The sequence below is a fragment of the Paracoccus onchidii genome (genome assembly GCF_028294535.1).
GTDB lineage: Bacteria > Pseudomonadota > Alphaproteobacteria > Rhodobacterales > Rhodobacteraceae > Paracoccus > Paracoccus onchidii.
This window is the reverse complement of the sequence record NZ_JAQBIE010000003.1, coordinates 188,770-213,312: the sequence shown is the minus strand read 5'-3', so window position 1 is coordinate 213,312 and position 24,543 is coordinate 188,770. Positions and strand designations below refer to the sequence as shown.

General features: G+C 60.9%; 26 protein-coding genes. 15 read left to right on the top strand and 11 right to left on the bottom strand.

All coding sequences use genetic code 11. From position 1 onward, the window contains the following. Nucleotides 1-39 precede the first annotated feature (39 nt). From PAF17_RS03800 to PAF17_RS03785, 4 genes are read left to right on the top strand one after another with little or no spacing between them, the layout of a single operon-like run. Nucleotides 40-1,620, top strand: a complete 1,581-nt coding sequence (locus tag PAF17_RS03800) for a cytochrome ubiquinol oxidase subunit I (RefSeq protein ID WP_271887742.1) — start codon at nt 40-42, stop codon at nt 1,618-1,620. Nucleotides 1,621-1,624: 4 nt separating this feature from the next. Further along, entirely contained in the window at nt 1,625-2,788 is a 1,164-nt protein-coding gene (gene cydB, locus PAF17_RS03795; RefSeq protein WP_271887741.1) for a cytochrome d ubiquinol oxidase subunit II, read from the top strand. Nucleotides 2,789-2,804: 16 nt separating this feature from the next. Then, nucleotides 2,805-2,933 (top strand): cytochrome bd-I oxidase subunit CydX, encoded by a 129-nt coding sequence (cydX, locus tag PAF17_RS03790; protein WP_271887740.1) that lies wholly within the window; start codon nt 2,805-2,807, stop codon nt 2,931-2,933. A gap of 40 nt (nt 2,934-2,973) precedes the next feature. After that, entirely contained in the window at nt 2,974-4,074 is a 1,101-nt protein-coding gene (locus PAF17_RS03785; protein WP_271887782.1) for a pyridoxal phosphate-dependent aminotransferase, read from the top strand. A 131-nt stretch (nt 4,075-4,205) separates the two neighbouring features. On the opposite strand, the gene PAF17_RS03780 is transcribed toward PAF17_RS03785, so the two are convergent. The 3 genes from PAF17_RS03780 to PAF17_RS03770 all read right to left on the bottom strand — a co-directional run bounded on the left by PAF17_RS03780 (nt 4,206) and on the right by PAF17_RS03770 (nt 8,564). Then, on the bottom strand, nt 4,206-7,295 hold the full coding sequence (locus PAF17_RS03780) for a valine--tRNA ligase (RefSeq protein ID WP_271887739.1): 3,090 nt from the start codon (nt 7,293-7,295) through the stop codon (nt 4,206-4,208). Nucleotides 7,296-7,413: 118 nt separating this feature from the next. After that, the gene (locus tag PAF17_RS03775; RefSeq protein WP_271887738.1) at nt 7,414-8,202 is read right to left on the bottom strand and encodes a VOC family protein; all 789 of its coding nucleotides are present in this window, start codon (nt 8,200-8,202) and stop codon (nt 7,414-7,416) included. Nucleotides 8,203-8,210: 8 nt separating this feature from the next. Beyond that, nucleotides 8,211-8,564, bottom strand: coding sequence for a DUF1428 domain-containing protein (locus tag PAF17_RS03770; RefSeq protein ID WP_271887737.1), 354 nt, complete (start codon nt 8,562-8,564; stop codon nt 8,211-8,213). An 86-nt stretch (nt 8,565-8,650) separates the two neighbouring features. On the opposite strand from PAF17_RS03770, the gene PAF17_RS03765 reads away from it, so the two are divergent. Beyond that, nucleotides 8,651-9,304 carry a winged helix-turn-helix transcriptional regulator gene (locus PAF17_RS03765; RefSeq protein WP_271887736.1) on the top strand — a complete coding sequence of 218 codons (654 nt, stop codon included), beginning with the start codon at nt 8,651-8,653 and terminating at the stop codon, nt 9,302-9,304. On the opposite strand, the gene PAF17_RS03760 is transcribed toward PAF17_RS03765, so the two are convergent. Further along, nucleotides 9,299-9,730, bottom strand: coding sequence for an Lrp/AsnC family transcriptional regulator (locus PAF17_RS03760; RefSeq protein ID WP_271887735.1), 432 nt, complete (start codon nt 9,728-9,730; stop codon nt 9,299-9,301). The genes PAF17_RS03765 and PAF17_RS03760 overlap by 6 nt on opposite strands. Nucleotides 9,731-9,902: 172 nt before the next feature. On the opposite strand from PAF17_RS03760, the gene PAF17_RS03755 reads away from it, so the two are divergent. Continuing rightward, nucleotides 9,903-11,057 carry a type III PLP-dependent enzyme gene (locus tag PAF17_RS03755; RefSeq protein ID WP_271887734.1) on the top strand — a complete coding sequence of 385 codons (1,155 nt, stop codon included), beginning with the start codon at nt 9,903-9,905 and terminating at the stop codon, nt 11,055-11,057. A 34-nt stretch (nt 11,058-11,091) separates the two neighbouring features. Next, nucleotides 11,092-12,240 carry a DUF2235 domain-containing protein gene (locus PAF17_RS03750; RefSeq protein ID WP_271887733.1) on the top strand — a complete coding sequence of 383 codons (1,149 nt, stop codon included), beginning with the start codon at nt 11,092-11,094 and terminating at the stop codon, nt 12,238-12,240. A gap of 7 nt (nt 12,241-12,247) precedes the next feature. On the opposite strand, the gene metF is transcribed toward PAF17_RS03750, so the two are convergent. Then, complete coding sequence (metF, locus tag PAF17_RS03745) at nt 12,248-13,126, bottom strand: methylenetetrahydrofolate reductase [NAD(P)H] (RefSeq protein WP_271887732.1); 879 nt, start codon at nt 13,124-13,126, stop codon at nt 12,248-12,250. Between the two features lie 89 nt (nt 13,127-13,215). Here metF and PAF17_RS03740 point away from each other — a divergent pair, with 89 nt between their 5' ends. The 3 genes from PAF17_RS03740 to PAF17_RS03730 all read left to right on the top strand — a co-directional run bounded on the left by PAF17_RS03740 (nt 13,216) and on the right by PAF17_RS03730 (nt 16,028). Beyond that, entirely contained in the window at nt 13,216-14,130 is a 915-nt protein-coding gene (locus PAF17_RS03740; RefSeq protein WP_271887731.1) for a LysR family transcriptional regulator, read from the top strand. Nucleotides 14,131-14,193: 63 nt separating this feature from the next. Beyond that, entirely contained in the window at nt 14,194-14,985 is a 792-nt protein-coding gene (locus tag PAF17_RS03735; protein ID WP_271887730.1) for an inositol monophosphatase family protein, read from the top strand. A gap of 92 nt (nt 14,986-15,077) precedes the next feature. Further along, nucleotides 15,078-16,028: a DMT family transporter gene (locus PAF17_RS03730; protein WP_408636363.1), complete on the top strand. Its 951-nt coding sequence runs from the start codon at nt 15,078-15,080 to the stop codon at nt 16,026-16,028. On the opposite strand, the gene PAF17_RS03725 is transcribed toward PAF17_RS03730, so the two are convergent. Beyond that, on the bottom strand, nt 15,994-18,063 hold the full coding sequence (locus PAF17_RS03725) for a lytic transglycosylase domain-containing protein (RefSeq protein ID WP_271887729.1): 2,070 nt from the start codon (nt 18,061-18,063) through the stop codon (nt 15,994-15,996). The two genes, PAF17_RS03730 and PAF17_RS03725, sit on opposite strands and share 35 nt — an antisense overlap. A gap of 110 nt (nt 18,064-18,173) precedes the next feature. Here PAF17_RS03725 and dapA point away from each other — a divergent pair, with 110 nt between their 5' ends. Continuing rightward, the gene (gene dapA / locus PAF17_RS03720; RefSeq protein ID WP_271887728.1) at nt 18,174-19,049 is read left to right on the top strand and encodes a 4-hydroxy-tetrahydrodipicolinate synthase; all 876 of its coding nucleotides are present in this window, start codon (nt 18,174-18,176) and stop codon (nt 19,047-19,049) included. Nucleotides 19,050-19,141: 92 nt separating this feature from the next. On the opposite strand, the gene PAF17_RS03715 is transcribed toward dapA, so the two are convergent. The 4 genes from PAF17_RS03715 to PAF17_RS03700 all read right to left on the bottom strand — a co-directional run bounded on the left by PAF17_RS03715 (nt 19,142) and on the right by PAF17_RS03700 (nt 21,495). Then, nucleotides 19,142-19,606, bottom strand: a complete 465-nt coding sequence (locus tag PAF17_RS03715; RefSeq protein WP_271887727.1) for a DoxX family protein — start codon at nt 19,604-19,606, stop codon at nt 19,142-19,144. Next, nucleotides 19,603-20,325: an HvfC/BufC N-terminal domain-containing protein gene (locus PAF17_RS03710; protein ID WP_271887726.1), complete on the bottom strand. Its 723-nt coding sequence runs from the start codon at nt 20,323-20,325 to the stop codon at nt 19,603-19,605. Before PAF17_RS03710 ends, PAF17_RS03715 begins: the two co-directional genes overlap by 4 nt. Further along, nucleotides 20,309-21,151: an MNIO family bufferin maturase gene (gene bufB, locus PAF17_RS03705; protein ID WP_271887780.1), complete on the bottom strand. Its 843-nt coding sequence runs from the start codon at nt 21,149-21,151 to the stop codon at nt 20,309-20,311. The genes PAF17_RS03710 and bufB overlap by 17 nt, the downstream gene beginning before the upstream one ends. An 83-nt stretch (nt 21,152-21,234) precedes the next feature. Then, nucleotides 21,235-21,495 (bottom strand): BufA1 family periplasmic bufferin-type metallophore, encoded by a 261-nt coding sequence (locus PAF17_RS03700; RefSeq protein WP_271887725.1) that lies wholly within the window; start codon nt 21,493-21,495, stop codon nt 21,235-21,237. 161 nt (nt 21,496-21,656) lie between these two features. Here PAF17_RS03700 and PAF17_RS03695 point away from each other — a divergent pair, with 161 nt between their 5' ends. The 4 genes from PAF17_RS03695 (at nt 21,657) to PAF17_RS03680 (ending at nt 23,817) form a co-directional block, all read left to right on the top strand. After that, nucleotides 21,657-22,211 (top strand): sigma-70 family RNA polymerase sigma factor, encoded by a 555-nt coding sequence (locus PAF17_RS03695; protein WP_271887724.1) that lies wholly within the window; start codon nt 21,657-21,659, stop codon nt 22,209-22,211. After that, nucleotides 22,208-22,843: a DUF1109 domain-containing protein gene (locus PAF17_RS03690; protein ID WP_271887723.1), complete on the top strand. Its 636-nt coding sequence runs from the start codon at nt 22,208-22,210 to the stop codon at nt 22,841-22,843. Before PAF17_RS03695 ends, PAF17_RS03690 begins: the two co-directional genes overlap by 4 nt. Nucleotides 22,844-23,036: 193 nt before the next feature. After that, entirely contained in the window at nt 23,037-23,210 is a 174-nt protein-coding gene (locus tag PAF17_RS03685) for a hypothetical protein (protein ID WP_271887722.1), read from the top strand. After that, nucleotides 23,194-23,817, top strand: a complete 624-nt coding sequence (locus PAF17_RS03680; protein ID WP_271887721.1) for a DUF1638 domain-containing protein — start codon at nt 23,194-23,196, stop codon at nt 23,815-23,817. The genes PAF17_RS03685 and PAF17_RS03680 overlap by 17 nt, the downstream gene beginning before the upstream one ends. Here PAF17_RS03680 and PAF17_RS03675 read toward each other — a convergent pair. After that, nucleotides 23,790-24,389: an HNH endonuclease gene (locus PAF17_RS03675; RefSeq protein WP_271887720.1), complete on the bottom strand. Its 600-nt coding sequence runs from the start codon at nt 24,387-24,389 to the stop codon at nt 23,790-23,792. The two genes, PAF17_RS03680 and PAF17_RS03675, sit on opposite strands and share 28 nt — an antisense overlap. Nucleotides 24,390-24,543: the final 154 nt, after the last annotated feature.

Genomic DNA, 24,543 nt, shown 5'->3' with positions numbered 1-24,543 from the left:
CTTGTAAGTCCAGAAACTGGATCAGCAAGGAACGCGCCCATGGATATCGGTGTCGTCGAGCTTTCGCGGCTGCAATTCGCCATGACGGCTCTTTACCATTTTCTTTTCGTTCCCCTGACGCTTGGCCTGTCGATTCTGGTCGCGATCATGGAAACGGTCTATGTCATGACCAATCGGCCGATCTGGCGCCAGATGACGAAATTCTGGGGTCTGTTGTTCGGCATCAACTTTGCGATGGGCGTCGCCACGGGCGTTGTCATGGAATTTCAGTTCGGCATGAACTGGTCGTATTACAGCCATTATGTCGGCGATATTTTCGGTGCGCCTTTGGCGATCGAAGGGCTGATGGCGTTCTTCCTCGAAGCGACATTTGTCGGGCTTTGGTTTTTCGGTTGGGACCGGCTTTCCAAACCTGCGCATCTTCTGGTGGCATGGCTGGTGGCCCTGGGGTCGAATTTCTCGGCGCTGTGGATCCTGATTGCGAACGCATGGATGCAGAACCCTGTTGGTGCCGAGTTCAATCCGCTGACCATGCGGATGGAGATGACCAGCTTTTTCGACGTGATGTTCAACACGGTCGCGCAGGCCAAGTTCGTGCATACGGTCAGTGCCGGCTATGTCACCGCAGCGATTTTCGTTCTGGGGGTTTCCTCTTGGTATATCCTTAACGGACGCCATATCGCGTTGGCACGCCGTTCGATTGCCGTTGCGTCCAGCTTTGGGCTGGCAGCCGCGCTGTCGGTCGTGGTTCTTGGTGATGAATCGGGATATGATGCGGGCCTGAACCAGAAAATGAAACTTGCCGCCATTGAAGCCATGTGGGAGACCGAGCCCGCCCCGGCCTCTTTTACGTTGTTCGGCCTGCCGGATCAGGAGGCGCGCGAAACGAAATGGGCCGTGCATGTGCCCTATGTCATGGGGCTTATCGGCACGCGATCACTGACCGAGGAGATCCCGGGCATCAACCAGTTGGAACAACAGGCCGAACGGCGCGTCCGTTCAGGGCTGGTTGCCTATGACGCGTTGATGACCATCCGCGAGGATCGCGAAGCCACCGATCCCGAAATCCGCCAGACATTCGAGAAACATTCCGACGATCTGGGCTATGCGATGTTGTTGCGCCGCTATCTCGATGACCCGCGGCAGGCCACCGATGAACAGATCGCTCAGGCCGCCGAAGATACGATACCGCATGTCTGGCCGATCTTCTGGGCATTCCGGATCATGGTCGGATTGGGCTTCATGTTCATCGCGCTGACTGCCTATTTCTTCTATCGCTCGTCCTTTCGCGGCGGTGTGTTCCCGCGATGGGCGCTTGGTGCGGCCGTTCTGATGATACCGGCGCCCTGGATTGCCGTGGAAATGGGATGGATCGTCGCAGAATATGGACGACAGCCCTGGACGGTCGATGGCATCCTGCCAACCGCCCTGTCGGTCAGCGCGCTCAGCGTGACCGAGCTGTTGCTGACAATTGCCGGCTTCGCGGCTTTCTATACGACGCTTTTCCTCATCGAGATCAGGTTGCTGCTGAAATACATCCGCAAGGGGCCGCATGAGGATGTGCAATTGACCGATGACTGGCAGGCGCGGCACCGCGCCCGCCTGACCCCGGCGGAGTAAGGCCATGATCCTGCATGAATTGATTTCGTTCGAATACCTTCGCCTGATCTGGTGGTTGCTGCTCGGGGTTCTGCTGATCGGCTTTGCGCTGACCGACGGTTTCGACATGGGCGTCGGCATCTTGCTGCCCTTCGTGGCGAAAACCGATGTCGAGCGTCGCGTTGTCATCAATACCGTCGGCCCGGTCTGGGAAGGGAACCAGGTCTGGTTCATTCTGGGGGGTGGGGCGATATTTGCGGCGTTTCCACCGCTTTATGCGGTCAGCTTCTCGGGTTTTTATCTGGCCATGTTCGCGATTCTCAGCGCGCTGATCATTCGCCCCGTGGCCTTCAAGTTCCGCAGCAAGCGCGAAGATGCGACATGGCGCAGCCGCTGGGACAAGGCGTTGTTCTATAGTGGCTTCGTTCCGGCCCTGATCTTTGGCGTCGCAGTCGGGAATGTCCTGCTTGGGGTTCCGTTCCATCTGACACCGGACTTGCATGCCATCTACGAAGGTGGGGCCTTCGGCAAGCTGTTTGGCCTGCTGCGGCCCTTTGCCCTGCTGTGTGGCATCGTGTCCGTTGCCATGCTGGTCATGCACGGAGCGGGCTGGCTGGTTCTGAAAACCGATGGGGGCATAGCGCAGCGCGCCAGAAAGCTGGGCAGTCGTGCCGCATTGGTCGTGATGGCGGGCTATGCCCTGGCCGGAATGTGGTTGGCCGTCGGAATCGATGGCTACAGCCTTGTCGGGCAGGTGCCTCATGACGGGCCCTCCAATCCGCTGGCGTCTCAGGTCTTGCGGGAAGGCAGCTGGCTTCTGGCTTACCTGGAACGGCCGTGGATCGCGATTGCCCCCGCAATGGGTTTCGTGGGCAGTTTCATGGCCTGGCGGGCCTTGCAGGGCGAGGGGCAGTTTTCGCCGCTGGGTTGGTCGAAAATGGCCTTGTTCGGGTTGATTTCCTCGGTCGGGCTGACAATCTTTCCATTTCTGCTGCCGTCAAAGTCTCAACCTGACAGCTCGTTGACGATTTGGGATGCCTCGTCCTCGCATTTGACATTGTTTGTCATGCTGGGCGCGACCGTGATCTTTCTGCCGCTGATCCTGCTTTACACGGCATGGGTGTATCGCGTGCTGTGGGGTAAGGTGACGCAAAAGGATGTCTCTGACCCCGATCATCACGCTTATTGAAGAAAGGAGCAGAGCCTTGTGGTATTTCGCTTGGATGTTGGGTCTGCCTTTGGCTGCATTGTTCGCTGTTGTGAACGCGATGTGGCTCGAATTCCAGGAAGATCGTGCAATGCTGGATGGCAGATCGGATGACGCGCAAGACTGATGCTTGCGCAATATCCGGAAATGCGCGAATGCATATGGCCATGAAACTGCCTGAATTCGCCCCAATCCCCGCTTCGCTGCCCAACACGGTTCCTTTTGTCGGGCCGGAAACTCTTCAGCGCCAAAGAGGGCAGGCCTTCAAGGCGCGCCTTGGTGCAAACGAAAATGGCTTTGGTCCAAGCCCGAACGCCATATCGGCGATGCGTGAGGCTACGACAGAGATATGGAAATATGGTGACTCGACCAGCTTCGATTTGCTGAATGCGCTGTCTGGGCATTGCAGGGTTCCGGTCGACTCCATTGTCGTCGGCGAGGGAATCGACGGTCTTCTTGGCTTGCTGGTGCGGCTCATGCTCGCTCCCGGCGATGCGGTCGTGACATCGGATGGTGCCTATCCCACGTTCAACTTCCACGTCGCGGGCTTTGGAGGGCTGCTGCACAAGGTGCCCTATCGCAATGATGCGGAAGATCCCGATGCCTTGTTGGCCAAGGCGCACGAAACAGGCGCAAAGCTGATCTACCTTGCCAATCCTGACAACCCCATGGGCAGCTGGCTAGAGGGTCATCGGATCGAACATCTTGTCGACCAGCTACCTCAGGGCACATTGTTGATTCTGGACGAGGCTTATGTCGAATTTGCCCCCGCGACAGCCCGACCCCGGATCGCCGCGGACGATCCGCGCGTAATCAGGATGCGAACATTTTCAAAAGCCTATGGCCTGGCCGGTGCCAGAATTGGATACGCCATTGGCCACCCTGAGCTTGTCTCGGGTTTTGAGCGCATCAGAAACCATTTTGGCGTCAACCGTCTTGCACAGATCGGTGCCTTGGCTGCGCTGCAAGATCAGGAATGGTTGCAGATGACATGCGACAAGGTCTCGCAAGCTCGGGTGAAAATTGCGCAGATCGGAAAGGCCAATGGCTTGGTCGCGTTGCCATCCGCAACCAATTTCGTCACACTGGATACCGGTCGGGATGGCGCATTTGCGCGTGCCTTGATACCCGCCTTGGAGGCCGAAGGTGTTTTTGTTCGAATGCCCGGCGTCGCGCCACTGGACAGATGCATCCGGATAAGTTGCGCCCCCGATGCCGAACTGGCCGTTCTTGAAGCCGTGCTGCCCTCCGCGCTGAAGCACGTCTGATCGCGTATGAAAGGCAAGTTTCGTGCCGGGGTATTTTAGCGAAGAAGAAGCCTCAGGTTCTTCTCTTTTGTCTAAATACCCCCGCCGGCGGCGGCCGTTGCAAATCGGCACACCTGTGGCGGGGGCTTGGATCAGAAGGAGGCGAGCTGTGCTAGTGCCGCTTGCAGGCGGGCGACGTCATCGGACAAGCCGGCAAGCTTGTCGCGGGTCTCTTCGATGACCTCTGGATCTGCATTCGCGGCAAACTTTGGGTTGGCCAATCGCTTTGTCAATCCATCCCTATCCTTCTCGGATTTTGCAAGGGACTTTTTCAAGCGTGCGGTTTCTGCGACGACATCGATTACGTCGCCGATCGGCAGGGCAAAGCTCGCGCCCTGCGCGGCCACCGCGATCATGCCCTGAGCCATGACGCCATCCTGCGGGGTGTTCACGCGGGCGAGACGCTCGATCAGCGGGGCATTGGCGGCCAGCGCCTCGCGGGCGGGCTGGTCGGCCTCGGTCAAGATCAGGTCCAGCCTGGCACCGGCGGGCACGCCCATCTGCGCGCGGGCCGAACGGACCGCCTCGATCAGCGAGATCACCCAGTTCATCTGCCGGTCGGCATCGGCGTCGATCAGTTCCGCGCCGCAGACCGGCCAGTCGCCGTGGACCAACATCCCGTCGCGATCCCCGGTCAGGGCCCACAGTTCCTCGGTGACGAAGGGCATGATCGGGTGCAGCATCAGATAGCACTGATCCAGAACCCAGCCCATCGTCGCGCGGGTTTCCCCGGCATGATCGCCATCGAACAGGGGCTTGGCGAATTCGACATACCAATCGCAGACCTTGCCCCAGACAAAGGCGTAAAGCCCGGTCGCCGCATCGTTGAAGCGATAGGTTTCCAGCGCGGCATCGGTCGCCATGCGGATGCGCGCAACCTCGCCGATGATCCAGCGGTTCACCGTGTGGCGCGGGTCGGGGCGGGCACCGCCGCCGCGCACGCCGTTCATCTCGGCAAAGCGGGTCGCGTTCCAGATCTTGGTGACGAAATTGCGGTTCGCCTCGACATGCTTTGGCCCCAGTTTGGGGTCGCGGCCCATCGCGGCCATGCTGGTCAGGGTGAAGCGCATGGCATCGGCGCCGTATTCGTCGATCAGGGTCAGCGGGTCGATGACATTGCCTTTCGACTTCGACATCTTGGCGCCCTTTTCATCGCGCACCAACCCGTGGACATAGACCGTGTGGAAGGGGATGTCCTTCACCACCTCCTGCTGCATCATCATCATCCGGGCGACCCAGAAGAAGATGATGTCGAACCCGGTGACCAGCACGTCGGTCGGGAAATATTTCTGCATTTCGGGCGTGGGTTCGGGCCAGCCAAGCGTGCCGATGGGCCACAGCCCGCTGCTGAACCAGGTGTCCAGCACATCGGGATCGCGCCAGATCGGATAGACCAGATGCGTCGGATCCTGCGAGATATTGTAATCGGCCAGCGCCTTGGCCAGCATCTCGACTGCGGCATGGCGGTCTGCCACCTCGACCACGCGGCTGGCCTCCAGCGGCACGGGCAGGCCGGCGATGTCGTCGCGGAACTGGTTGCGCACCTCGTCGAAATTGGCGGCACAATGCTGTTTCAGGCCGGTATGGACCAGCCCGTCGGCCAGCAGGCCGAACAGTTCGACCTCATCCAGCGCGCCGTCATTTTCGGCATCGGTGAAGTTTTCGACCGACAGGTCCAGCCCGTACCACACCGGGATCTGGTGCCCCCACCACAGCTGGCGCGAGATCGTCCAGGGCTCGATGTTTTCCAGCCAGTTGAAATAGACCTTCTTGTGCTGTTCCGGCAGGATCTGGGTGCGGCCCGACCGCACGGCCTCCAGCGCGGGGCCGACGATGCGCTGCGTGTCCACGAACCACTGATCGGTCAGCATCGGTTCGATCACCACGCCGGATCGGTCGCCGAAGGGCTGCATGATCGGCTTGTTCTCGACGACCGGGCGCTTTTCCAGATGCTCGGCGCCGGTTTCCTCGTCGATTTCCTTGTGCAGATAGGTGACGGCCAGCCGCTCGGCGCTGATCTGGTCGATGACCCGCTGACGGGCCTCGAACCGGTCAAGGCCGCGCAGATCCTCGGGCACCAGATTGACATTGCTGACATCGCCCACATCCTCGCCCCGCGCGGCGCGGGATGCGATTTCGGCGCTTTCGGCATAGGACAGGCCATCGGCACGCAACGCGCCCTTGGTGTCCATCAGCGCGTAAAGCGGGATATTGTTGCGGGTCGCGACACAATAGTCGTTGAAATCATGCGCGCCGGTGATCTTGACCGCGCCCGAGCCGAAATCGGGGTCGGGATATTCGTCGGTGATGATCGGGATCAGGCGGCGATGTTCCTTGGGGCCGACCGGAATTTCGCATAGCTTGCCGACGATCGGGGCATAGCGCGCGTCATCCGGATGGACCGCGACCGCACCATCGCCCAGCATGGTTTCGGGGCGGGTCGTGGCGATGGCGATATAGTCGCGGGTCTCGCGCAGGGTGACGTTGCCGTCCTCGTCGCGTTCCACGTATTCATAGGTCTCGCCCCCGGCCAGCGGGTATTTGAAATGCCACATATGGCCGGGAACCTCGCGGTTCTCGACCTCCAGATCGCTGATCGCGGTTTCGAAATGCGGGTCCCAGTTCACCAGACGCTTGCCGCGATAGATGATGCCCTTGTTGTAAAGATCGACAAAGACGCGGATCACGGCGTCATGGAAATTGCCGTCCTCGCCTGCGGGCGCACCGGGGGCGCCCGACATGGTAAAGGCGTTGCGCGACCAGTCGCAGGACGCGCCCAGCCGTTTCAGCTGGTTCATGATCGTGTCGCCGGATTCCTGCTTCCACGCCCAGATCTTTTCGACAAAGGCGTCGCGGCCGATCTCGCGACGGTTCGGTTCGCCGCGCTGTGCCATCTGGCGTTCCACGACCATCTGGGTCGCGATGCCGGCATGGTCCTGACCGGGCTGCCACAGCGTGTCGAAGCCGCGCATCCGGTGCCAGCGGACAAGGATGTCCTGCAGCGTGTTGTTGAAGGCATGGCCGATATGCAGGCTGCCGGTCACGTTGGGCGGCGGGATCATCACGGTGAATGTCTCGCTGCGCGAGGCATTGGCCCCCGCGGCGAAGGCATTGTTGCTTTCCCATTCGGCGCTGATGCGGGCCTCGGCGGCCTTGGCGTCAAAACTCTTGTCCATGCTCATATCGGCAAATCCCCTTGCTTGGCACCGGATTACCCAAGCGGGGCGAAAAGGCCAAGGGATTGCGCGCGTTTCCGGTCAATGCCGAAGCTGTTGACCGGAAGAAATTCGTATCCTCGCCTTATTGCGACGCGTGTTCCGGGCCGACAATCGCGAAAATCACGCCCTGGGGGTCCTGCGCGATGGCGATGAACGCGCCTCCGGGCACTTCTTGGGGGCCGTGGACCAGGCTGCCGCCCAGATCCGGGATGCGCCGGACCGCATCGGTCACATCCTGGACGCCGAAATAGGGCAACCACATCGGTGATGGTGCCATAGGCATGCCATGCATACCGCCGATATCCTGACCTTCATGGGCAAAAAGCTGATAGATCTCTTCGCCGTCCATCGGCACCTTGGTGGATGCGCGCCAGCCCAGCAGATCGGCATAGAACGACAATGCTGCCTGAGGATCTGGGACCATCAATTCATGCCAATGGCCGTGACCGGGCTTGTTTTGGTCAAATGCCGTGCCGGCAGGATCGCCCTTGTCCTGTACAGGTTGCAGGATTCCGAATGCCGCACCCTGCGGATCGGCCAGAATTGCGAAACGTCCGGTGTCGGGGATGTCAGCCGGCGGGCGCAGGATACTGCCGCCTGCCTGTTCGGCGGCGGCGGCGCACCGATCTGCGTCATCGACGGCGAAATAGGTCATCCAGCATGGCGGGGTGCCGTTGTCCTGGCTGCACAGATCCATCATGCCCGCAACCATGTCATCACCGGATCTGGCAAGCCGGTATGAAAACCCCTCCATGCCGGAATCCTGCACCGTCCAGCCCAGAAGTCGAGAATAGAACTGTTCGGTATGCTGGCGCTTGTCCGGTATGCCTGACAGCTCATACCAGATTGGCCGACCGTGTATCTTTTGCATGTCCGACCTCAGCTTACATCAACGATCGGAGCGAAGCCGCCCCAGAACAGGCGTTTGCCGTCGAAGGGCAATTCGCCAAGCTCTTGCATTTCGGGATCGTCCATCATGTCCTGCCATGCGGCATCACAGGTTGCGCGATCGGGCCATTCTACCCAGGAAAAGACCGGCGTTTCGTCATCTGTCGCATTGGTCGCGCGATAGAAATCGGTCTGGTTCCCGTGTGGCACATCTTCGCCCCAGCATTCGACCATGCGCAGGGCGCCACGCTTTTGAAACATGGGCCAGGATTTTCTGGCATGCTCAATATAGGCTTGTTTGTTGCTGTTTGGAACGGCGGCAATAAAGCCGGAATAATAGGTCATTCTTCTATTCTCCCAATGCAGAAATTCAGTCTGACAGGAGCAGTCTGCGGCTTGCAGTATCAAAAAGCAACTATTAGTATCAAAATATGACTAAAGCCGGCGAAAACCCGCAGATCCGATATGATGAAGGCTGTTTGGCGGCCCATGCCTTGAATGTCATCGGGGACAGATGGGCGCTGCTTGTGGTGCGCGAACTGATGTTCGTTCCCAAGAGGTTTCAGGCTATCCGCGCGGGTTTGCCCGGCATCACGGCAAGTGTCTTGACCCGCCGTATTGCGCAGTTGTCACGATGTGGCGTGATTTGTCGGGTGCCCCATGGCACCAGCTATGCCCTGACGGAATCGGGGCGGGATTTGCTGCCGGTGCTGCAGGCGATGTGCCGGTGGGGCGCCGCGCATCCGGGGCACGATCCGCGCCGGTTCATCAGCCCGACGGCGTTGATGATATCGATGACCGCGATGATCGGTGGCGGTTCGGATCAGGATCTTGCCGGTTTCGACTTCGCCGAAGAAAAGTTCACTTTCCGGATGGGTGTGAATGCGCCGGCGCTGGTTCGGGCTGTCGATGTGATCGATGCCCCCTTCACATTGCAAGGTACGGGAAATGCGCTGGCGCATGCCGTGTACGGCCCCAGCCGCCTCGTCGATCATATCGCGGGGGGGCTGATTTCGGTTTCGGGCGATATGGGCGCCGCGCAGTCCTTTGTCGATCGGTTCAGTCTGCGCCAGCGCGGATCATAGCGCGCGGTCCAGCTTGGTCGACAAATGGATCAGGCTTTCAGAGCTGCGAACCCCGTCCAAGGACCCGATTCGGTCCAGCGTTTCGTCAAGCTCGGTTGTCGAGGCAGACGCAAGCTGCAGCAGCAGGTCGACACGCCCGCTGGTCGTGTGGATCCTTTCGACCTGGGGCATTTGTTTCAGGCGGGCCAGAACCGCAGGCAGGCTGCGTGGTTCCAGCGCGACCATGACCGTGGCGCGAATATGCGCAAGACGTGCGTTTCCCCCGAGGCGCAGGGTATAGCCCGCGATCGCGCCGGTTTTTTCCAGCCTTTCCAGACGTGCCTGAACGGTCGATCTGGCCACCTTCAGGCGCCGCGCCAACAATGTCACCGAGATGCGCGCATCCTGTGACAGCAGCATCAAGATTTTCTGATCCAGTTCATCCAAGATCGCGCGGTTCCAGTAATTTCGTCATATTGACACATATTTCGTCATATTAACGGAAACGGGCGGCAAATCTATCCTTTTCATCGGTGAAACCGCGCCACAAAAGCGCCATTCTGTTTGCCAAAGATCATGCCACCCGATCCAAGCCCACGAACCCCCGAAAGGACCGTCAATGGGACAAGACAAGACCGTCTGGGATAACCCCGCCGACCTGATCCGCCAGATGCAGCCCGAGCATCCTGTTCTGGCTTTTGCGCCCACCGTCTTGCAGGACAAGGCGCGCCAGTTCATCGACGGCTTTCCCGGTCTGGTTACCTATGCGGTAAAGTCCAATCCGGGCGAGGCCGTGATCCAGAATCTGGTGACGGCGGGGATTACCGGTTTCGACGTGGCCTCACCCTATGAGATCGACCTGATCGGCAAGATGGCGCCGCGTGCCGCGCGCCATTATCACAACCCGGTGCGTGCAACCGCCGAGATTACACATGCTGTCGCGGCTGGCATTACCTCTTGGTCCGTGGACAGCCAGAGCGAGCTGGACAAGCTGTTCGCGCAGGTGCCGACCGCCGTGGCGGATCAGGGCGTCGAGATTTCGCCGCGTTTCAGTTTGCCGGTCATGGGGGCGGTCTATGATTTCGGATCCAAGTTCGGCGCCACGCCCGAGCTGGCCGCTGAATTGCTGCGCCGGGTCGCGGCGCGGGGCTATATCCCGTCATTGACCTTCCATCCGGGCACGCAATGTGTCGACCCGATTGCCTGGGAAAGTTATATCAGCGTTGCGCGCGAAATTTGCGATATGGCTGGTGTGCGGGCCCGGCGGCTGAATGTCGGCGGTGGTTTCCCGTCCTATCGCGTCAGCGGGGTCGAACCGGACCTTGCGTCGATCTTTGCCGAAATCCGCGATACCGTGAATGAAGCATTTGGCGATGACGCGCCCGATCTGGTCTGCGAGCCGGGCAGGGGGCTTTGCGCCGATGCATTTTCGCTGATTGCACGGGTCAAGGGGGTGCGTGACGGCAGCCATGTGTTCCTGAATGACGGTGTTTATGGCGGGCTGGCCGAACTGCCGATTGTCGGCAATCTTGATCGGATCGATGTGCTGACCCCGCAAGGGACGCCGCGTGACGGAGAACTGACCGGGCGTATCGTGTTTGGGCCAACCTGCGATTCGGTTGACAGGCTGCCCGGTGAGTTGAGCCTGCCATCCGACATTGCGGAAGGTGATTTCGTCGTCTTTCATGGTGCCGGCGCTTATTCGACCGTTACCAATACACGTTTCAACGGTTTTGGCCTGCTGACAAATGCGACAGTGATGGGCTTTGATTAACCACATGGAAGCAATGGCGTGCTAGCGTCGGGGGATGACTGGGAATCGCCCGACGACACATCACGTCTTGCTGATGGACGGCACATTCGCCTCGTTGGCCGAAGGGCGGCGCAGCTCGATCGGGCGCATCCATGCTTTGCTGAACGGCCAGCACGGGGCGCTTCCGGTTCCTGCCGCGCAGCTGCGCGTCTATTACGGTGTGGGGCAGCAGTGGAACCGGTGGCAAACGCTGCCCGATCTGGCGATGGGGCTGGTGTTGGAAAGGCGGATCATCGACGCCTATGGCTGGTTGGCGTCACGTTATCGCCCCGGAGACCAGATATTCATGATCGGCTATTCGCGGGGCGCTTTCGCGGTGCGCAGTCTGGCCGGCATGATCGGTCGGGTCGGGTTGCTGCGTGCCGAGGCCGCGACTGAACGAAATATCAGGCTGGCTTGGCATTATTACCGCAATGGCGGTTCGGATCGGCACCGCGCCCTGTTTCGCAAACGCCGCACCCATCACGGCGCGACAATCCGAATGGTTGGCTGTTTTGATACCGTCATGGCCTTGGGCTTGCGGTTGCCCTTGCTGTGGATGCTGACCGAACCACGCTTTCGTTTCCATGACGCCCATCTGGTTGCCGAGGTTGAGCATGGTTTTCAGGCATTGGCCCTGGATGAAACGCGGGCGGCCTTTGCGCCGATCCTGTGGGACGATGCCACATGTCAGGGCCGTATCCGGCAACGCTGGTTCCGGGGGGTTCACCCGGATATTGGCGGCCAGCTGAGTGGTCGTGAATATGCCCGTCCTCTGGCCAATATCCCTTTGGTCTGGATGCTCGAAAGCGCCCAGTCCGTCGGACTGCCGTTGCCCGAAGGCTGGCGAGACGCATTTCCTTGTGATCCGACGGCACCGTCAGTTGGCAGCTGGCGTGGCTGGGGCAAGGCATTTCTGGCGCGCGCGCCGCGAACGGTAGGCCGCTTTGAATGCGAAGAGCTGGCACCGGGCATTGCGCCTGACACATATGATGGTCCGGCGCTTTTGGTGAACAAGCTGGCTCCGCCGGATGCGCACAAGCCACGCAGGCTGTTGCGCAGATCCGGGGCGATGACCGCCAAGCCTGTGACCGGCGGCCCTTGTGACGATCAGGATGGCGGTGGTCACGAAGCCGGTGGCGGCCCCACGGCCGCAGCGCGCTGAGGTCCGGTCAGGCGACGGCTTCCAGTTCACGGCTGGGCTGCAGCCCCAGCGCGGCGCAGACATCGCGGGTCATTTCGGGACGGTTCAGCGTATAGAAATGCAGCCGGTCAACGCCGCCGTCCAGCAGCTTGTCGCAAAGCTCGGCGCAGATTGCTGTTGCCAGCAGTCTTTCGCGATCGCCCCCGTCGCGGATGGCTGCGGCAAAGGCCTCTTCCGCCCATTGCGGGATTGATGTGCCACAGCTTTGTGCAAAGCGTTTGGCCCCCGCCCATCCCTGGATGGGCAGAATGCCCGGGATGATGGGTGCATCGATTCCCGCCGCAGCGCATTTGTCGCGGAAACGGAAAAAGGTTTCGGGCTCGAAGAAAAACTGCGTGATGGCGCTGCTGGCACCCGCGTCGATCTTGCGCTTCAGCCATGCAACATCGGCGTCGGTATCGCTGCTGTCGGGATGGGGCTCAGGATAGGCGCCGACACGAATGGTCATGTCTCCGCGCCCGGCAATCGCCTCGATCAGCTCAACCGAATTGGCAAAGCCGTCGGGGTGGGGCGTGAACTTGTCCTGACCCTTTGGGGCGTCACCGCGCAGGGCCACGATCTCGCGGATGCCGGCATCGGCGTAATCCTGCACGATCTTCATGGTGTCTTCCCGCGTCGCTTCGACACAGGTCAGATGGGCCGCGACGTTCAGGCCGTAATGGCGATTGATCGTGGTTACGGCCTCATGCGTCAGTTTGCGCGTGGTGCCGCCCGCACCATAGGTCACCGACACGAAATCAGGACTCATCGGGGCCAATGCGCGCACAGTGTCCCACAGCCGGAACGAGGCATCCAGCGTCTTGGGCGGGAAAAACTCGAAGCTGATTTTGGGCGTGGCGCGGGACATGGCAATTCCTTTCAGTTGCCGATCTTGTGTCATGGATCGTTCTGTGAGACAAATTCATAATCTTCAAGATAAACTTGAGCTGGTTTCATATGCACCTGGAGCTACGACATTTGCGTACCGTGCGTGCCATCCATGAGCAGGGCGGCTTGGCACGTGCCGCCGAAACGCTGAACATCACGCAATCGGCGCTGTCCCATCAGGTCAAGGCATTGGAGGAACAGGCCGGGATCGAACTGTTCGTGCGCCGTTCCAAGCCCATGCGCCTGTCGGCCGCGGGCACCCGCCTGTTGCGGTTGGCTGAACAGGTGTTGCCGCTGGTTGCCGCAACCGAGGCCGAATTCAAGGGGGTCGAGGCGGGTCGCGTCGGGCGGTTGCATATCGCCATGGAATGCCATGCCTGTTTCGACTGGTTGCTGCCGGTTCTGGACATATTCCGCCGTGCCTGGCCGGATGTCGATGTCGATATCCGCCAGCGCCTTGCCTTCGGGGCATTGCCCGCGCTGGCCCGAGAAGAGGTCGACCTGGTGATTTCCTCGGATCCCGAGGATGTGCCGGGCGTGACTTATCAGCCGCTTTTCGATTATGCGCCGACATTGGTGGTGCCGGCCGGGCATTCGCTGGTTGCCAAGGGCTTTGCCGAACCCGAGGATCTTGCCCGTGAAACGCTGATCACCTATCCGATGGAGCGCGGGCGACTGGATGTGTTCAGCCAGTTCCTGACACCGGCAGGTATCGAACCTGCGCGCCACCGGCAGGTCGAGTTGACGGCCGTGACGCTGATGCTGGTGGCATCCGGGCGGGGCGTTGCGGTCATGCCCGATTGGGTGTTGCGGCGCGAGGCAGCCAATGACGAGCTGGCGATGTTGCCCTTGGGGCGGGGTGGCGTGCTGCGCCGCCTTTATGCGGCGGTGCGCGAAGACGACCTGGCCCAGCCCTATATGGCGCATGTGCTGCGGCTTTCACGCACCGAACCCCTGCGAATGCTGCGCGGATCCGCCGCCTGACGCCCGTTGCGCTTCACATTTGCGCCGCTTCGCCCTATGAGGCGTCAACCTTATCCGGAGCATGTGATGGCAAGCGCCAATCTGAACATCATGATCAAGGCCGCCCGCAAGGCCGGGCGCGCCCTTGTCAAAGACTTTCGTGAAGTCGAGAACCTGCAGGTCAGCGTCAAGGGCGCCGGCGATTTCGTCAGCAAGGCCGATCAAGAGGCCGAGCGGATCATCAAGGAAGAACTGCGCAACGCGCGTCCGACCTATGGCTGGCTGGGCGAGGAAACGGGCGAAGAAGCAGGCGAGGATCCGACCCGTCGCTGGATCGTCGATCCGCTGGATGGCACGACCAATTTCCTGCACGGATTGCCGCACTGGGCGATCAGCATCGCGTTGGAACACAAGAAGGAAATCGTTGCCGCGGTTATTTTCGATGCCGCGAAAGACGAATTGTTCGTTGCCGAGAAAGGCGCCGGCGCCTTCATGAACGATCAGCGTTTGCGGGTCTCGGGCCGCCGGCAGCTGACCGATTCGCTGTTCGGGACGGGCATCCCCTTCGCGGGGCGTGGACCGCTGCCGGCTGCGCTGAAGGATCTGGCTCGCCTGATGCCCTTGTCCTCGGGGGTGCGCCGCCTTGGCGCGGCCTCTCTGGATTTGGCCTATGTCGCTTCGGGGCGTTATGATGGCTATTGGGAACGTGGCAACAAGCCTTGGGATGTCGCCGCAGGTATCCTGATGGTGCGTGAGGCTGGCGGATTCGTCGAGGGTATCCGTGACGATGATGACGTTCTGGAATCGGGGCGGATGATCGCGGCCAATCCGCAGGTTTTCGATGCCTTTGCGAAGGTGATCCGCACCCGCGACTAGCTCTGCGCTGCCGGAACCGGAAATTCACGCCATGCCTGGCTTGACCTTGTGCCCTGATGGGCGCAAGGCCGATGGCAAGCAAGGAGTTTCCGATGCCTGACAATCGCAGCAGCCAGACCTATGCCGCGTCGGCCGCCTCGGCGCCGCCGCCGATGCATCCCCAGAAGCGTCCGGCAGGGCCGCAGCGGACCGGGTTGGGGATATTGCTGATCTGCGCGACCTGCCTGATCTTTGCAGTTCAGGACGGATTTTCCAGGATCCTCGGCGCCGAGTATCCGCCGATATTCATCGTGATGCTGCGCTATTGGGCGTTCATGATCTTTGTTCTGGCGCTGGTGTCGCGCCAGCCCGGCGGTCTGCGCCGCGCCGCAAGGTCCCGGCGGCCCCTGACCCAAATCGCGCGCGGTGTCATTCTGGTGGCGGAAGTGGTCATCATGGTCGAGGCCTTCGTGCGCCTTGGGTTGGTGGAAACTCATGCCGTCTTCGCGGCCTGCCCGTTGCTGGTGGCCGCCCTGTCCGGGCCGGTTCTGGGCGAGCAGGTCGGTTGGCGCCGCTGGACCGCAATTGGTGTCGGTTTTGTCGGAATTCTGGTCATCCTGCAGCCCGGCGGCGGGGTGATCCGGCTTGAATCACTGCTGCCATTCGCGGCGGCACTGATGTTTGCGCTTTACGGCTTGCTGACACGCCATGTCGCACGCGATGATCCGGCAATGGTCAGCTTTTTCTGGACCGCGATATCGGGCGGCATCGCGATTACGCTGGTCGGCATCTGGGATTGGACCTGGCTTGCGCCGGTGGACTGGCTGTGGATGGCGGCGCTGTGCATGTGCGCCACGGCGGGACATTACCTGATGATCCGCGCCTATGAGGTTGCCGAAGCCTCTGCCCTGCAGCCATTCGTGTATACCCAGCTTGTCTGGGCCAGCATCATTGGCGTCGTGTTCTTTGGCGAAAATATGCGCAGCAATGTCGCCGCCGGGGCCGTGATCGTCGTCATGGCGGGGATTTTCACTCTGTGGCGGACGCAGAAGAAAGCGGGTTGACCCAGTTGGCCGGCAATTGCGGTCCATAGACCGGCTTGCGTGGCGGATGTGCCGACAATGCCAGTGTCAGGCGTGTGACCGGCGGGGGCATCAGCCCGCCCCCGGTCAGATCCCATGTCGGAACAATGGGGGCGGGTTTGCCATGGATGCGGGCGCGGTAAATGGGCATCGCCTCGGTGACGCGCATCACATAGTTGCGGGTTTCATCAAACGGGATCAGTTCGACCCATTCGACGGGGTCGAAATCCTTTCGCAGGTCACCAAAACTGTTCAGCCAACGGGCAGGCCGCCCCGGCCCCGCGTTATACCCCGCCGCCGTCAGTGCCGTTGAGGATCCGAACCTGTCGCGCAGCCCTGAAAGATAAGCCGCCCCAAGCCGAGCGTTATAGGCGGGATCCGTCGTCAGCCGTCCGACCGAATAGGGTTCGCCCAGTTGACGCGCCATCTGCTTCGCGGTTCCCGGCATCAGCTGCATCAGACCTTGTGCGCCTACATGGCTGCTGACGGTATGGTTGAACTCGGATTCCTGTCGCGCGATGGACAGGACCAGTTCGGGGGGCAGCCCCAGCGGCGCCTTTTCCAAACCGGTCAGCGGGAAATGTGCCGCAGGATAAATGACGCCCTGATCGGCGGCGCGCTTTGACAGGCGCAGGCCGTGCCAAGGCGCGCCGGCCTCGATCATCAGGCGTGCCATGCGCGCGATGTCGATGGGCTGCGCGGTTTCCGACAGGTGTAGAAAAAAGCGTTGTGCATCGTTGATGCGTCCCGTGGCCAGCAACCACAATCCGGCCTGAAATACCGTATTTTCGGCCAGCGGGCTGGCGCGCCAATCGGGCAGGCTGGTTTCTGCCCGACCCGTGACGGCATAGTCTGGCGGCATGACGCCATGCAGCTTTTCCATCGCAAGCTGGCCATAATAGACGCCGGGATAGCTGGCAGCCTTCTGATAGGCGGCACGGGCGGCATCCGCATCGTTCAGGGCGTCATGGGCACGGCCCTGCCAGTAATGCGCACGCGCCGTGCTGATTGCGCTGCCCACGACGCTTTGCAGGTGCTGGAAATGTCCAAGTGCTCGATCTGGCGCCGATTGCTTCAATGCTGCAAAGCCCGCAAGCCATTCGAGATCCGAATAGTGGCGGTTCTCTTGCGGCAGAAAATGCGGCGCCGCCAACCGTTCGGCCAGCGCCCAGTCGCCATTGCGCATCGCCAGCCGTGCGTAGTCAACGCGCATCTGGGCCCAGATTTCGGGTGCGCGCAGCGCCTGGGCGCTGGCCGAGGCCTGCAGCATCAATTCGCGCGCACCATCATGCTGCTTGGCCCGCACCCTCCAGCTGAAGCGATCCATCGTCAGGCCCGGATCGGCGCGATCCTGATCAGACAGGGCCAGTATCAGATCATCGACCCCGGCGCGCCGGGCTTGCAGCGCGATTCGCGCGGCAATCAATCCGCGTTGGTCCTCGGCCAGTTTGGGCAATAGACGTTCGGCCTGCTGCCATTCGCGCTGATCCAGCATCGATTCGGCGCGATCGGCAAGCAGAGGTGTCAATTCGGCCTGATACACTTCGAGGAAGGCGGTTTCCTCAGTGGAATCCAGCGGTGTTTCGATCCAGAAACGTTTGCGCTCTGCCGCGGCGTCCTGACGGTCCAGCGTGGTCAGATAGGCCGTTTGGGCCACAAGCCCATCGGGCAATCGGTCGCCGAACCATTCGCGGATCTGCTCGGCCGGCAGGCCGGGGCGCAGTTTCTGATCGCCCTTCTTTCGCAGCAGGGCAAGGCCGGGCCAGTCAGGATAGGCGCGCGCAAACTCCAGATAATCCTCGAAGTTTCCGTATCCTGCCCGCAATGCCTGCCAGCCGATCAGCGCTTCGGCCATCGGGCCGGAGCGAAGCGCGGCATCTCGGGCGGTTTTCCAGTCATGCACATCCGCCGCCGACAGGGCCAGCGCCATCGCGCCCCTGTCCTCGGCTTCGGCAGGGGTGGCAAGCGGCAGGGCCAGCGTCAGCCCCAGCAGGCATATGTCACGCAGAAGTCGCATCTTGTCCCTATGTCGCTGTCTTCTAACACATAGGCAATTCACAACCTTGGCAAGACAGGTGCCCGAGGATAGTTAGGCGCTCACAACACTGAAACATCAAGGAGCGTGTCATGTTCAAAGGGTCTCTGCCTGCCCTGGTCACGCCGTTCACTTCGGACGGCGATCTGGATCTGGACACGCTCAAGAAGCTGGTCGAGTGGCATATCGATCAGGGCAGCCACGGTCTTGTCCCTGTCGGGACCACGGGCGAAAGCCCGACACTGACGCATGAGGAACACCGTCAGGTCATCGAAGAAGTCGTCAGGCTGGTCAATGGCCGCATCCCGGTAATTGCGGGTGCCGGGTCAAACGCCACGCGTGAAGGCATCGGCTTGATCCGCCATGCGCAGGATGTCGGGGCCGATGCCGCGCTGGTTGTGACGCCCTATTACAACAAGCCGACGCAGGCCGGTCTGCTGGCCCATTACACGGCGCTGGCCGAGGCCGTCGATCTGCCTATCATCATCTACAATATTCCCGGCCGCTCGGTGATCGACATGCTCCCCGAGACAATGGGCGTTCTGGCGCGCCTGCCCCAGATCGTCGGCGTCAAGGATGCCACCGGCAAGATCGAGCGCGTCAGTCAGCAGCGGATCACCTGCGGGCCCGATTTCGTGCAGCTTTCGGGCGAAGATGCGACGGCGCTTGGCTTTAACGCGCATGGTGGGGTGGGCTGCATCAGTGTCACCGCCAATGTCGCGCCCAGACTCTGCGCACAGTTCCAAGAGGCGACCTTGCGCGGAGACTATGCCGCCGCGCTTGGGTTTCAGGACAAGCTGATGCCCTTGCATCAGGCGATTTTTGTCGAACCAGGCGTGGCCGGTGCTAAATATGCGATGTCGCGTCTGGGTCTCTGTCAGGAACGGATGCGCCTGCCGCTGACGCCGCTGACCGATCCGACACGACGTCTGATCGATGCGGCGCTTGAACATGCCGGGCTGATCTAGACGCATCGACCGGAAATGTCGCGTAGCGGGGGCATCGCCCCCGGCGACAGCGGCCCCTCTCGATGGGGGGCTGCTGTCGCATTCCCGCCCTGTCAGCGCCCAGGGCGGTCCAGGCCGAACATATTGTCCAGGGACCAGGCCCCGGGGCCGCGCGCGATCAGAATCAGGAAGCAGGCCGCCCAAAGCCCGTGGGTCTGCCAGGCTGACGGATAGACAAAGATCTGGATCACGGCGGTCATTCCCAGCAGTGCCAGCGCAGAAAGGCGGCTGAACAGGCCCAGCACCAGCAGCACGGGGAACAGATGCTCCGCCACCGTCGCAAGGCGCGCGGCAATTTCGGGCGGGATTATCGGCAATGCGTATTCGTTTTCGAACAGATAGATTGTCGACGGCTTCAGGCTCAGCCCCTCGACCTTGGTGCGGCCACTGGTCCAGAAAACGGCCGCCGGAAAGACGCGTGCCGCCAGCCCGACCAGCGCATAAGGTGTATGTTCAGCAAGGTTGTTCAGCTTTTGCAGCAAGGCCGAGCCCCGCGCGGCCACGGTTGGCATGTTCATTGAATGGACTCCTTCTTGCAGATCAGGCCGTCCTTCAGCAGCAGGGACAGCATGGGGACGGGATCGGTGATGATTGCTGCGACACCAAGGGGTTTGCCTTGCAGCAAGACGTCGATGAATGCGGCATCGGTGGGTGACAGCGCCATGACCGGCACCTCGAAATCGGGTTTTCGCCGGATCAGCGCATATTCGGCCCCGCCGGCCCGCAGCTTGCCATCCCGCGCGGGCTGGTTGGCATGCCAGATGCTGACCGCCGGATGATGTGAATGCAGGACCTGGACCGACGGATGCAAAATCAGCGGATGGTCCTCTTGCAATTGATCAGCGGGGAGCGGCGTCAGGTCGGCGGCGTGATAGGCGCGCCCGCGGGCCCATTCGATCCGGGCGACATCAGGCAGATAGGGCAGGGTCGCGACGGGTGGGAACCCTTCAAGAAATGGCGCGAATGCCTCGCCCCATTCCTGAAGAACCGGTGATTGCGGCGGATGTCGGGCAATGAACTCGGTCGCCATTGCATCGAAGAACGTGGTTCCCACGAGGCGCTTGACCACGGGAAACCGCCGACCCAGAGCCTGACGCAGGCTGTGCGCGACATTGTTGCGATACACGGCAAAGCGTTGCGCAGCTTCGGCCGGATCGGTCGCGGTGACAAAGGCCGGGATGTCGCCCCCGGACAGGGCTTGACGGAAGCTGCGGGTCAGTTCACTCAGCGGCTGCATGGCGTGTCCGATCTGAAAGAAGGGCTTCTGCGCGCTGTGCTTCGGACAACAGCACGGACCATTCCGGCACGTCATTGTCCCATTCGACAAGCGATGGCAGCGGTCCGGCGCGGTCCAGAACCTCGGCGTATAGCGCCCAGACCGGATCGGCGACCTCGCTTCCATGCGCGTCGATCAATAGCGGGCCACTTGGCAGTTCTTCTTCGTCATGCCCGCCCAGATGAATTTCACCGACATGCCGCAAGGGGAAGGCGTTCAGATAATTCAGTGGATCCATGCGATGGTTGACGCAGCTGACAAAGACGTTGTTCACGTCCAGCAACAGGCCGCAGCCGGTGCGCTGTGCGATTTGATCCATGAATTCGGTTTCCGGAATCTCGCTTTGTTCGAAGATCACGTAGGTGGACGGGTTTTCCAGCAGCAGCCGACGGCCCAGAGCGTCCTGAACCTGGTCAACATGATCGCAGATTTGTTGCAGCGTCGCGGCCGTATAGGGCAGGGGCAGCAGGTCGTTCAGATATTCGGCACCATGGCTTGACCAGGCAAGATGTTCAGAGAAACTGTCGGGGTCATAGCGATCGCACAGCGCGCGAACGCGGGCCAGATGTGCCTTGTCCAGCGTCGGACCACCGATGGACAGGCCTACCCCGTGAATCGAAATCGCATAATCCCGTCGCAGGGCCGTCAGCATGGCATGGGGCGCACCGCCATCACCCAGATAATTCTCGGCATGAACCTCGAAAAAGCCAAGCCGGGGTTGCGTGTCGCGGATCGCCTGAAAGTGCTGTGCCTTGAAGCCAAGGCCGGCGGAACTGGGCAGGGGCATATTCTGGTCCTCTCGAAACGAAATCTCGTCGCGCCATGTGGCCGGGTTGGTCGGGCGGGTGGTTTGACCCGCCCGCGCCATGATCACATTTCGATCGGTTCCAACGAGCCGTTATGGCCTGCGGGGGTTTCCATGGTTTCGCAGGTGCCAGCCGGAACCAGCTTCCAGGCGTTGCCCTGATAATCGGTGGTCGATGTTCCGGCGCAGGTCGTGCCGGGGCCTGCGGCGCAGTCGTTTTCGCCAGCCAGTGCGACACCGTAGCATTTTTCCATTTCATCAGCATGTGCGGCGGCACCTGCAAGGCTGACGGCGGTAGCGATGGCGGCTGCGAGTTTCGGGTTCATCTTCTTCTATCTCCTTTGTTGAACGGGCGGCGGTGCCGTCCCAGAATGCCATTCGTCTGCTGAACCCGTTTCGTTACCGGTTTCACGAACTCGTGATGTGCTGACTTGGGCGGGGGGATGCTGTAACGAATGCAGGTCGCACTGCGTAAGGACGAGCAAAGATGAAACATGGCGGAAAAGCCGGTCAGGATTGGTCGCAACTGATGCGTCTCGCAATTGCGGGGGATCAGCGGGCCTATCAGGAATTGCTGACGGCGATGACGCCGGTCCTGCGCGGGTTGATCAAGGCGCGTGCGGGGGGAATGGACACAAGTTGGTGTGAGGATGTCGTGCAGGAAACTTTGCTGGCGATCCATTTGAAACGTGCCACATGGGACAGCGACCAGCCGCTGCGTCCCTGGGTTTATGCCATTGCGCGGCACAAGCTGGTCGATGCCTTCCGCCGTCGTGGAAAACGGGTGCATGTGCCGGTCGAGGATTTCACCGACACGCTGCAGGCCGAGCCGGAACCGGACGGGTTCGAGAAACGCGATGCCGAAGCGGTGATCGCGAAACTGCCCGATCGCGACAGCGCGTTGTTGCGCTGTCTGGCCGTGGAAGAGCGCGGCAACGAAGAATGTGGCGAAAGGCTGGGCCTGAGCGCCGGCGCCCTGCGGGTTGCACTGCATCGCGCGTTACAAAGACTTGCCCGTCTGAGGCAGGAGGGTGAACTATGAAAACTGATCAGCTCATTGCGATACTGTCGCAAGATGATACTGAACCCCGCCCGATCGCACCGCGGGTCATGTCGCGTGCGGGATTGGCCATGGTGATTTTGGGGACTGCTCTGGTTGCCGCGCTGGGGATCAGACCGGATCTGGGGCAGGTTGTCTCGGACCCGATCGTGTTGATGAAATGGATATTTCCGCTGTCGGCTGCGGCCTTGGCGTTGAATGCCTCCATGCGCCTGTCGCGACCCGAGGTCCGGCAGGTGCCCGCCCAGAGATGGCTGGCCATTATCGGCATTACGGCCTTTTTGTGGCTGGTCGCGTCGATGTTTGCGGGGGCACAGGACGGGCTGTGGGCAACGATGAAAGGGAATACCCTCGCGGCGTGTCTGACCTCGATCACATCGTTGGCGCTGATTCCGATGGGCGTTGGCATGATGGTGCTGAAAGATGGCGCAAGCTCATCGCCGATGCGCAGCGGATTGTTTTTGGGTATCGCAGCCGGTGGTTTCAGCGCCGCGCTATACGCCCTGCATTGCAACGAGGATTCGCCGCTGTTCTTCCTGTCATGGTATGGCCTTGCGATTCTGGCTGTTGGGGCCTTGGGCGCCTTGATCGGGCGCAGTCAGTTGCGCTGGTAGATGCGAATCACCGGATCGCGAGACTGTGAATTCGCGCCATAGCCCGCGGCAAAGGCGTCAAAAGCGGCGCATACTGCGCCAAGTGACGTTGCGGCTTCCTTCTGCCGCGGGCCAAAATTCGCCAGCATTTGCACGATGCCCTTTCCAACGCCCCCCTTCACGCCCATATTGGGCATAAGGAGGCTTTGTTGTCATGCCGTTAACGCATTTTCTGCTGCTCGTCCTTGCTGTCGTTCTTGGGGCGGCCGTAACCCTGTGGGTTTCATTCTCGGCCGGTGTGCCAGAGGTGGCTTTGGCATTGGTGGCATTGACGGCGGCGGCGCTGGTGCATCTGGGTCATCGCAGCGGGCATGACCACAAGGGCTAGGGTCGCACCGCCGACATGCCTGATGCTGGCCTGCGGGGCCTTGGCGCGCGAATTGTTGGCCATCCGTGATGCAAATGGATGGCAGCATCTCGACCTGCATTGCCTGCCTGCCGACCTTCATTTGCGCCCCGAGAAAATCCCCGATGCGGTTCAGGATGCCGTGCAACGGTATCGCCCTGCTTATGACAGGATTATCGTTGTCTATGCGGATTGCGGCACCGGTGGATTGCTGAAGGCGAGATGTGATGAATTGGGGGTCGAGATGATACCCGGCCCGCATTGCTATGCCTTTTTCGATGGCGTCGCAGACCATGCCGCACGGGCGGAACAGGAATTCACCGCGTTCTATCTGACCGATTTTCTGGTCAGGCAGTTCGATGCCTTTGTCTGGCGTGCGATGGGGCTGGATCGGCATCCGCAATTGCGCGACATGTATTTCGCCCATTATGACCGCCTGATCTATCTGGCGCAAACACATGACCCCGAACTTGACCGGAAAGCACGGGACGCGGCCAGCCGTCTGGGGCTGCGTTATCAGCGACGGCATACCGGATATGGTGATCTGCCGGGGGTGCTGGCTCAGCTTTCCAGTTCGGCGTCCCAGTAAAGAAAATCCATCCAGCTTTCATGCAGGTGGTTGGGTGGAAATCGGCGGCCGACGGCGTGCATTTCCTCGGGGGTCGGGCATTTGGGTTTGCGCCGCAGGGTGAGGCCGCAATGGCGCAGGCTGCGATTGGCCTTTTTCAGATTGCACGGGCTGCAGGCCGCGACGACATTTTCCCAGCTTGTGACCCCGCCACGTGATCTTGGCACCACATGGTCAAAGGTCAGGTCACCCTTGGCACCACAATACTGGCAACTGAATTCATCCCTCAGAAAAAGATTAAAGCGCGTGAAGGCCACGCGCTTTTGAGGTTTCACATAATCTTTCAGGACAACAACCGAAGGGATGCGGAAGGCTTGCCGTTGACTTCGCACGACCTCGTCATATTCGGCGATGATCGAGACTCGATCCAGAAATACCGCCTTGATTGCCTCTTGCCAGGGCCAAAGCGACAGGGGGTAATAGCTGAGGGGCCGGTAATCCGCATTCAGAACCAGCGCGGGGTGATGTTTCAGGCCCGCGGGTTCGCGTACGAACTGCGTCCGAAATTCCGTCTGATGATGCTTGTCCAGCATGCTGCCTTCCCGCTTGCCTCGTTGCAAACTGCCTAGAGGCATGTCAGATCCATGATTGCGACTATATATCGCGCTTGGCTTCTGACAAGCCCCCGCATGTATTCAGTATGTGGATGAAATACTGGCTAAGGGTGACAACCCTGTGACAGATTGC